Source organism: Sandarakinorhabdus limnophila DSM 17366 (assembly GCF_945882885.1).
Classification (GTDB): domain Bacteria; phylum Pseudomonadota; class Alphaproteobacteria; order Sphingomonadales; family Sphingomonadaceae; genus Sandarakinorhabdus; species Sandarakinorhabdus limnophila_A.
The window spans coordinates 1-7,390 of record NZ_CAMCWT010000079.1 but is presented as its reverse complement, the minus strand read 5'-3'; the positions used below and the strand labels follow the sequence as shown (position 1 = coordinate 7,390).

The following is a 7,390-nucleotide window of genomic DNA, read 5'->3' as shown; positions in this document are numbered from 1 at the left end:
GATCATGTCTGCTGGCCGGCGCCGCGCCGGCAGGTGAAGGGCCATGTGCGCTGGAACCTTGTGGAGCGGCTCACCTATGCGCTGACGCCCTATGCGGTGAAAGACTGGTTCTTCTACGATTTCCTCGCGCCCCGGCTGCGGACGCGCGGGATGTTTGAAGCCGGCCTGCGCGTGCGGGACTGGGAATAGGTCACGCATCTGCAACATCGCTGCGGCATGGACACTGCCATGAAACACGCCCTCGCCCTGCTCGTCGCCCTGTTTGCCCTGCCGGCCGCCGCGGCGCCGCCGCTGCTGATGATCGCCATCGATGGCCTGCGCCCGCAGGAATGGCAGCGCCGCGACAACGGCCTCGATCTGCCCGCCCTGCGCGGGCTGGCAGCGGGGGGCACCAGCGCAGCGGTGACCGGCGTGCTGCCCACTGTCACCTACCCCAGCCACACCACACTGATCACCGGCACGGCGCCGCGCCAGCATGGCATCGCCAACAATCTCACCTTCGATCCGCTGCGCCAGAATGCTGATGGCTGGTACTGGTATGCCAGCGACATCAAGGCCGATACGCTGTGGCAGGCTGCCAGTCGCGCTGGCCGCACCGTGGTGAATGTGCATTGGCCAGTGAGTGTTGGCGTGGCCGGCCTCACCGCCAACCTGCCGCAGATCTGGCGCACCGGCATGGCCGATGATGACAAGATGATGGCCGCGCTGGCCACGCCCGGCCTGCCGCTTGCCGAAGCCGGCCCCTACCCCACCGGCAAGGACGAAAGCATCGCCGGCGACGAAGGCCGCGCCGCCCAGGCCATTGCCCTGCTGCGCCGCCACAAGCCGGATTTCGCCACCGTCTACCTGACCGGTTTTGATCATGAACAGCACGAAGCCGGGCCGGATTCGCCAGCTGCGCGCGCCGTGCTGGTGCGTATCGATGCGGCCGTTGGCCAGCTGGTGGCTGCGGCCCGCGCCATCAACCCGCAGACGACGGTGGTGATCGTTTCCGATCACGGTTTTGCGCCCACGGCCCGCACCACCAACTTGTTCGTGCCGTTCATCAAGGCCGGGCTGATCCGCCTGACTCCTGATAGGAGCGCCATCGCCAGCTGGGATGCCATCCCGTGGACCGCCGGTGGCAGCGCCGCCATCCGTCTGGCCCGGCCCGATGATGCCGCGCTGAAAGCTAGGGTTGCCGCCGTTCTGGCCGAGGTTGCCGCCGATCCCGCCGCTGGCATTGAGCGCGTCGTGGATGCGGCTGCCATCGCGGCAGCAGGCGGCAGCGCCGATGCCGCCTTCTGGGTGAATTGCCAGCCAGGCTGGCTGATGGGCGGCAAATTGGATGGCGTACAGGGTGAAGCAACTACCACCAGGGGCATGCACGGCTATTTCCCCGATGTGCCGGCGATGCGCGCCAGCCTGATCGCCAATGGCCCCGGCATCAGCGCTGGCCGCGATCTGGGCGTGATCGACATGCGCGCCATCGCGCCGGCCGTGGCCGCCCGGCTGGGCGTGACGCTGAAGGACGCGAAAACGCCCGCCGCCTTCTGACGCGCCTCCCCAAAGCGCCGGTTTCGCTACACCGCCTTGCGGGCCAGAGTGCGCCCAGGGAGAACGGCGATGCAATTAGCCTGGGGCGCAGACGATCTGGCTTTCCGCGACGAGGTGAGGGCCTTTCTCGCCGCCGAATTGACACCCGAGCTGAAGATGGCCGCCGCCGGCATGACCAGCGTCTATGCGCCGCCCGATGTGGCGCTGGCCTGGCAGAAGAAGCTCCATGCGCGCGGCTGGGTGGCGCCAAGCTGGCCAGTGGAAGCCGGCGGCTGCGACTGGAGCGTGGCCAAACGCTATATTTTCGCCCGCGAAACCACCGAAGCCGGCGCGCCGCCGCTCTCCCCCATGGGTCTGGGCATGTGCGGGCCGGTGCTGCTGCATTATGGCACCGAGGAACAGAAGCGCCGCTTCCTGCCACCCATGCTGGCCGGCGATGAATTCTGGTGCCAGGGCTATTCGGAACCCAATTCAGGTTCAGACCTCGCCTCGCTGCAGATGAAGGCCGAACGCGACGGCGATCACTTCATCTGCACCGGCCGCAAGATCTGGACGACGCACGCCCATTATGCGGACTGGATCTTCTGCCTGGTGCGCACCACCCGGATGGAAAAGCCGCAGCTGGGCATCAGCTTCCTGCTGATCGATATGAAAACGCCCGGCGTGAGCGTGCGGCCCATCGTGTCGCTTTCGGGCGAGCATGTGCAAAACGAAGTGATCTTCGACGAAGTGCGCGTGCCGGTCGCCAATGTGGTCGGCCGCATCGACGATGGCTGGACGGTGGCTAAATATCTGATGGAATTCGAGCGCGGCGGCCATGCCTATGCGCCATCACTGGTAAAGCGTGTGGACACTCTGGTGGTGCACCTCGCCGAAACCGGCCAGACCATGCCGGGGCGGATCGCCGCCTTGCGAACCGAAATCGAGGCGCTGGATGCGCTGGAACTACAGTTCAACGCCGGCCTGTCCAACGGCGCCGCCCCCGGCCCGATGGCCAGCGCGCTGAAAATCCTTGGCACCGAACTCAGCCAGCGCCTGACCGAGCTGGAGGTGGAAGCCGCCCTGCCCTGGGTGGAAGCCTATCAGCCGCATCTCACCCTGCCCGGCGGCCCGGTACCGGGCTTTACGGCGCCGGCCGATGGATTGGGCGTTGGCCCGGCCTGGGCGGCGAAAGCCTTCCCCAAATATCTCAACGACCGCGCCGGCTCCATCTATGCCGGCACCAACGAAATCCAGCGCGGCATCCTCTGGCAATATCTGGCGCGGCGGAACGGCTGAACAATCAGGCTTTCAGGTGGAAGACCGCCACGATTTCCGCCAGCAGCGGCGGCAGCGGCAGGCCGGCGTGAGCCAGCCAATTGGCCGGGAAAGTGACGCCATCGCCTGAGAGCGCGGCCAGCATTTCCGGTTCGCCAAAACCCTTGTGCGGCAGCGTGCCAGCACGGGCCAGCAACCGAACCTGGACTGGGGCAGCGCCAGCCAGGAACGGCAGCGTCAGTGGCTGCGGCCGGCGATCCTGCGGCGGCGCGATACGGGTGACAAACAGCACCCACTCAGCGCCGTCGCCGCTGGCCTGCCATACAAGGCCGTCTGCGCCCTCGCCCATCGCCAATGTCTGCCCATGCAGCAGATGCCGCCACTGCTTGTGGAAGGCGATCCAGCCGGCCAGTTCCGCCTGTTCGGTTTCGGGAAGCTTCGACGGGTCCATCTCCACGCCGAAATGGCCGGGCAGCGCCACGCCGGCGCGGAAGCCCAGCGACTGGCGGCGGCCGGTGGCATGGGCTGGACTGGCGCCGACATGCGCGCCCATCAGTTCCGGCGGGAAGAAGGCCTGAAACCCGCGCTGGATGGTGGCGCGGGAAACGGCATCAAGATTGTCGCTGGTCCAGAAGCGGTGGGTGAAGGCAGCAATGCCGACATCGATGCGCCCGCCGCCGCCGGCACAGCTTTCAATTTCCACGTGGGGATGCGCCGCCCGCAGCCGGGCGAGCAGGCGATAGAGGCCCTGCACCTGGCCTAGCCCGCCGGCAGGGGCAAGTTCGCGATTGTGATCCCATTTCAGGTAGGCGATCGGCACGTCGCTGAGCAGTGTGTCGAGCGCGGCGAAGAGATAATCCTCCACCGCCGGCAGTGACAGGTTCAGCACCAACTGGTTGCGCGCGGTGGGCTGCGGTGCGCTCGGCACATGCAGCGCCCAATCGGGGTGGGTGCGGTACAAATCACTGTCGGGATTGACCATTTCCGGTTCGACCCATAGGCCGAACTCCAGCCCCAGCGCGTTGACGCCCTGTGCCAGCGGCTTCAACCCGTCGGGATATTTCGCCGGATCGGCGGTCCAGTCGCCCAGCCCGGCGTGGTCATGGTTGCGGCCGAGGAACCAGCCATCATCAAGGATGAAGCGCTCCACCCCGATGGCGGCGGCAGCACGGGCGAGACCAAGGATGCGGGCTTCGTCGTGCCGGAAATAGCAGGCTTCCCAGCTGTTGAGATGCACCGGCCGTGGCCGCATCGCCTGGCCCGGCCAGTCCAGCCGTGCGCGCACCAGCCCGTGCATCTGCTGCATCGCGCCGTTGCGGCCCTGCCCGCTGATCGCCAGAAGTAGTGGCGGGGCTTCGAAACGCTCGCCCGGTTGCAGGGTGAAACCATCGGCAGCGCCGGCCGACAGGACATGCCGACCATCGTCATCGCGCTCCACCGCCAGCGCGGCATCGCCTGACCAGGCCAGTTGCGCCGCCAGCACGAGGCCCTGATCCCAGTCAGCTCCCTGACCCAGCAGATACAGGCCCGGCGGGCCGCCATGGCCAGGCAGGCCGCGCCGTGTCTCGCGTCGCCACTGGTGGGCGGGCAGCGGCTCCACGGACTCGACGAATTCGGCGGCATGGCGGCCGCGCCAACTGAGAATGCGATCCAGCCCGGCCGGCAGCGGCAACAGCGCACTGGCCAGATGATCGACCACGATCGGCACCGGGCCATTGTTGCCCATTGTCGCGCTGATCGCGAAGCCGCCGCCGGGCGCCAGGCGGAAACATTGTTCGAGCAGCAGGCCGGTATCGGCATCGGTGAGGGTGAAACGCAGTGAGTCCGCGTCCGCCGCGACGTCCGTCACCGCCCAGCGCAGCACCCGGCCCGCAACCGACACCGCCAGCGGCCCGAACCAGCCGAGGCCGGGCGCGGTGGCAAAGGGCATGTCTTCATCCAGGCTGAAGGTCGCCGCGCCGCGCGTGCGGGCGAGTGGCGGCAGGCCGGTGGTCTCGACCGGCAAACCCAGGTGCCGCCACAGCAGCGCATCGCCGGCCCGTTCAAGGACAAGGCCGGCTTCGGAGCTGTGGAGCGCGAATATCGTCACCGCGCCAGATTGGCGGCGCGGGCGATTCCGTCAACCCACCAGCAGTTTGCGCACGTCGCCGTTGCAGCGGAAACTCTGCACGAACAGATAGACCGACAGGAACATCGCTCCGCCCAGAAAGGCAACAACGGCCAGCGCCAGCCCGGCAGGCGAGCCGCGGTGCCGCCAGCCGATATAGAGGCCGGACAGGGTGAGCATGAACAGGAAATCCAGGTTGAACTGCCCCTGCCAGCCGCCGCCAGAAATTGCGCCGAAGAAGGCGGGGAACAGGTTGGGCTCCGCCAGCAGCACCGGCGCGGTGTAGACGGTGAGGCTGGCAAAGATGACGACGCAGAGCAGGCGGATGATGAGCATGAAGTTCTCCCCGTGATGGCCCAGCATCGGGCGGCGAGGGAGGCGTGGCAATTACCTTGAGCGTCAGTTTCCGCTGAATCGTCCAGGGCGTTTCTCGCGGAAGGCGGCCAACGCCTCGGCAAAATCCGCGCCTTGCGTCGCCAGCAGCCATTGATCGGCGTCGGCGTGCAGCACGGCGGCATGGAGCGCGCCCGAAACGGCGTTGATGCTGCGCTTGATCATCTGCACGGCCATCGGCGGCAGCGCGGCATATTCGGAAGCCAGGGCCAGCGCCCGCGCATCCTCGGCGCCGGCCGGCACGATTTCATCGATCAGGCCCCAGCCGGCCAGGGTTTCGACATCAAATAGCGCACCTGTCATCACCAGCCGCTTGGCGCGGGCCGGCCCGACCAGTTCGATCAGCGGCCCCAGTGCGTTCCACATCAGGTTGATGCCGATCTTCACCTCGCCATAGCCCAGCCGTGCGCCGGTCGCCGCCACCCGGAAATCGCAGGCCGTGGCGATGCAGGTGGCGCCGCCGGTGGCCACGCCTTTCAGCGCCACAATAGTTGGCTGATCAATGCCCTGCACCGCCCGCATCACCCGCGCGCCAAGCTGCGCAGCGCGGCGGGCTTCAGCCAATGGCGCGGGCGCCGCCAGCCGGCCTTCCATCTCGCCAATATCGGCGCCCACCGAAAAATCCGTCCCCTCCCCGCGCAGCACCACCGCACGCACATCGCCGCTCCCACGCAGACTGTCGGCAATCCGCTCCAGTTCGGCCAGCATCGCCTGGCTCAGTGCATTGCGCTTTTCCGGACGGTTGAGGGTGATGGTGGCGATCGTGTCGCTCACACTCAGGGTGACGCTCATTGTTCAGCACTCCACCACATTGACGGCCAGGCCACCCTGGCTGGTTTCCTTGTATTTGTAGCTCATGTCGATGCCGGTCTGGCGCATCGTCTCGATCACCTGATCAAGGCTGACACGGCTCAGGCCGGGCCGATGCAGCGCCAGCCGGGCAGCGTTGGCGGCCTTCACGGCGCCGATGGCGTTGCGCTCGATACAAGGGATTTGCACCAGCCCGCCAACCGGATCACAGGTCAGGCCCAGATTATGCTCCATGCCGATCTCGGCCGCATTGGCGACCTGGGTGGGCGAGGCATTCCAAACGGCGGCCAGCCCCGCCGCCGCCATCGAGCAGGCGACACCCACTTCGCCCTGGCAGCCCATTTCCGCCCCGGAGATCGACGCGCGCTGCTTGTAGAGCAGGCCAATGGCGCCGGCAGTGGCGAGGAAGCGCCGGCGCTGCTCCGCCCCTTCGCAATAATGCTTCATCACGGCGGGCAAGATGCCGGCCGCGCCGTTGGTGGGCGCAGTCACCACCTGGCCGCCGGCGGCATTTTCCTCGTTCACCGCCATGGCATAGACGTTGAGCCAATCAAACAGCCGCTCCGGTTCGTTGGCGCTGCGGCCCTGCTGCAACTGCTGCCACAGCGACGGCGCGCGCCGCTCCACTTTCAGGCCGCCGGGCAAGATGCCTTGCGTGTGCAGGCCGCGTTCGATGCATGCCAGCATCACGGCGGCAACATGATCAAGGCCCGCCAGCGTTTCGCCGCGCAGGCGGATGGCGTCTTCATTCGCCAGCACAATCGTTTCCAGGCTGTGGCCCGTCGCTTCGGCAATGGCCAGCAGTTCAGCGGCGCTGGCAAAGGGGTGCGGCACATCGCGGCCTGTGGCCACCCGATCGGCGGGGGCGGCCTGTTCCAGCTGGCGCCGGCTGGCGATGAAGCCGCCGCCGGTGGAGAACCACTCCTCTTCGGCCAGCACTGCATCGCCGGCCAGTACGGCGAGGCGCATGGCGTTGGGGTGGAGCAGATCGCGCGTGTCGTAATCGAGGCGGATATCGGTGGCAGGATCAAAGGCGAGGCCACTCAGCTCCCGCGTCCGCTCCAGCGCGGCGAGATGGCATTCGGCCTGCACCGCGTCGAATGTTTCGGGCGCATGGCCCAGCAGCCCCAGCGCCACCGCCCGTAACGTTCCGTGGCCATGGCCGGTGAAGGCGAGGCTGCCTTGCAGCGTCACCACCACCCGCGCACCCTCCGGCCAGCGCCGCCGCGCCAGCCGTTGGCCATAGCGCAGCGCAATGCGCATCGGCCCCACCGTGTGCGAACTGGA

The 7,390-nt window shown here is 67.4% G+C and carries 6 protein-coding genes and 1 pseudogene; 3 read left to right on the top strand and 4 right to left on the bottom strand.

Annotated features, from left to right (window positions below; translation table 11 throughout):
- From Q7O19_RS12410 to Q7O19_RS12400, 3 genes and pseudogenes are all read left to right on the top strand, one after another.
- A pseudogene (locus tag Q7O19_RS12410) lies at positions 1-189 on the top strand (glycosyltransferase family 2 protein); the annotation flags it as partial.
- A 39-nt stretch (positions 190-228) separates the two neighbouring features.
- Positions 229-1,536, top strand: a complete 1,308-nt coding sequence (locus Q7O19_RS12405) for an alkaline phosphatase family protein (RefSeq protein WP_303810818.1) — start codon at positions 229-231, stop codon at positions 1,534-1,536.
- A 69-nt stretch (positions 1,537-1,605) separates the two neighbouring features.
- Positions 1,606-2,814, top strand: coding sequence for an acyl-CoA dehydrogenase family protein (locus tag Q7O19_RS12400; protein ID WP_303810817.1), 1,209 nt, complete (start codon positions 1,606-1,608; stop codon positions 2,812-2,814).
- Between the two features lie 4 nt (positions 2,815-2,818).
- On the opposite strand, the gene Q7O19_RS12395 is transcribed toward Q7O19_RS12400, so the two are convergent.
- The 4 genes from Q7O19_RS12395 to Q7O19_RS12380 all read right to left on the bottom strand — a co-directional run.
- Positions 2,819-4,882, bottom strand: a complete 2,064-nt coding sequence (locus tag Q7O19_RS12395) for an alpha-galactosidase (RefSeq protein WP_303810816.1) — start codon at positions 4,880-4,882, stop codon at positions 2,819-2,821.
- A gap of 30 nt (positions 4,883-4,912) precedes the next feature.
- Positions 4,913-5,236, bottom strand: a complete 324-nt coding sequence (locus Q7O19_RS12390; protein ID WP_303810815.1) for a hypothetical protein — start codon at positions 5,234-5,236, stop codon at positions 4,913-4,915.
- A 63-nt stretch (positions 5,237-5,299) separates the two neighbouring features.
- The gene (locus Q7O19_RS12385; protein WP_303810814.1) at positions 5,300-6,085 is read right to left on the bottom strand and encodes an enoyl-CoA hydratase/isomerase family protein; all 786 of its coding nucleotides are present in this window, start codon (positions 6,083-6,085) and stop codon (positions 5,300-5,302) included.
- A 3-nt stretch (positions 6,086-6,088) separates the two neighbouring features.
- Positions 6,089-7,390, bottom strand: a 1,302-nt coding sequence (locus Q7O19_RS12380) for an L-serine ammonia-lyase (RefSeq protein WP_303810813.1), incomplete at its 5' end; no start/stop codon positions are given.

Bases quoted from the DNA above. Each gene is read 5' to 3' on its own strand.
- Q7O19_RS12405 (WP_303810818.1), top strand. From the start codon at position 229: ATGAAACACGCCCTCGCCCTGCTCGTCGCCCTGTTTGCCCTGCCGGCC.
- Q7O19_RS12390 (WP_303810815.1), bottom strand. From the start codon at position 5,236: ATGCTCATCATCCGCCTGCTCTGCGTCGTCATCTTTGCCAGCCTCACC.
- Q7O19_RS12385 (WP_303810814.1), bottom strand. From the start codon at position 6,085: ATGAGCGTCACCCTGAGTGTGAGCGACACGATCGCCACCATCACCCTC.
- Q7O19_RS12400 (WP_303810817.1), top strand. From the start codon at position 1,606: ATGCAATTAGCCTGGGGCGCAGACGATCTGGCTTTCCGCGACGAGGTG.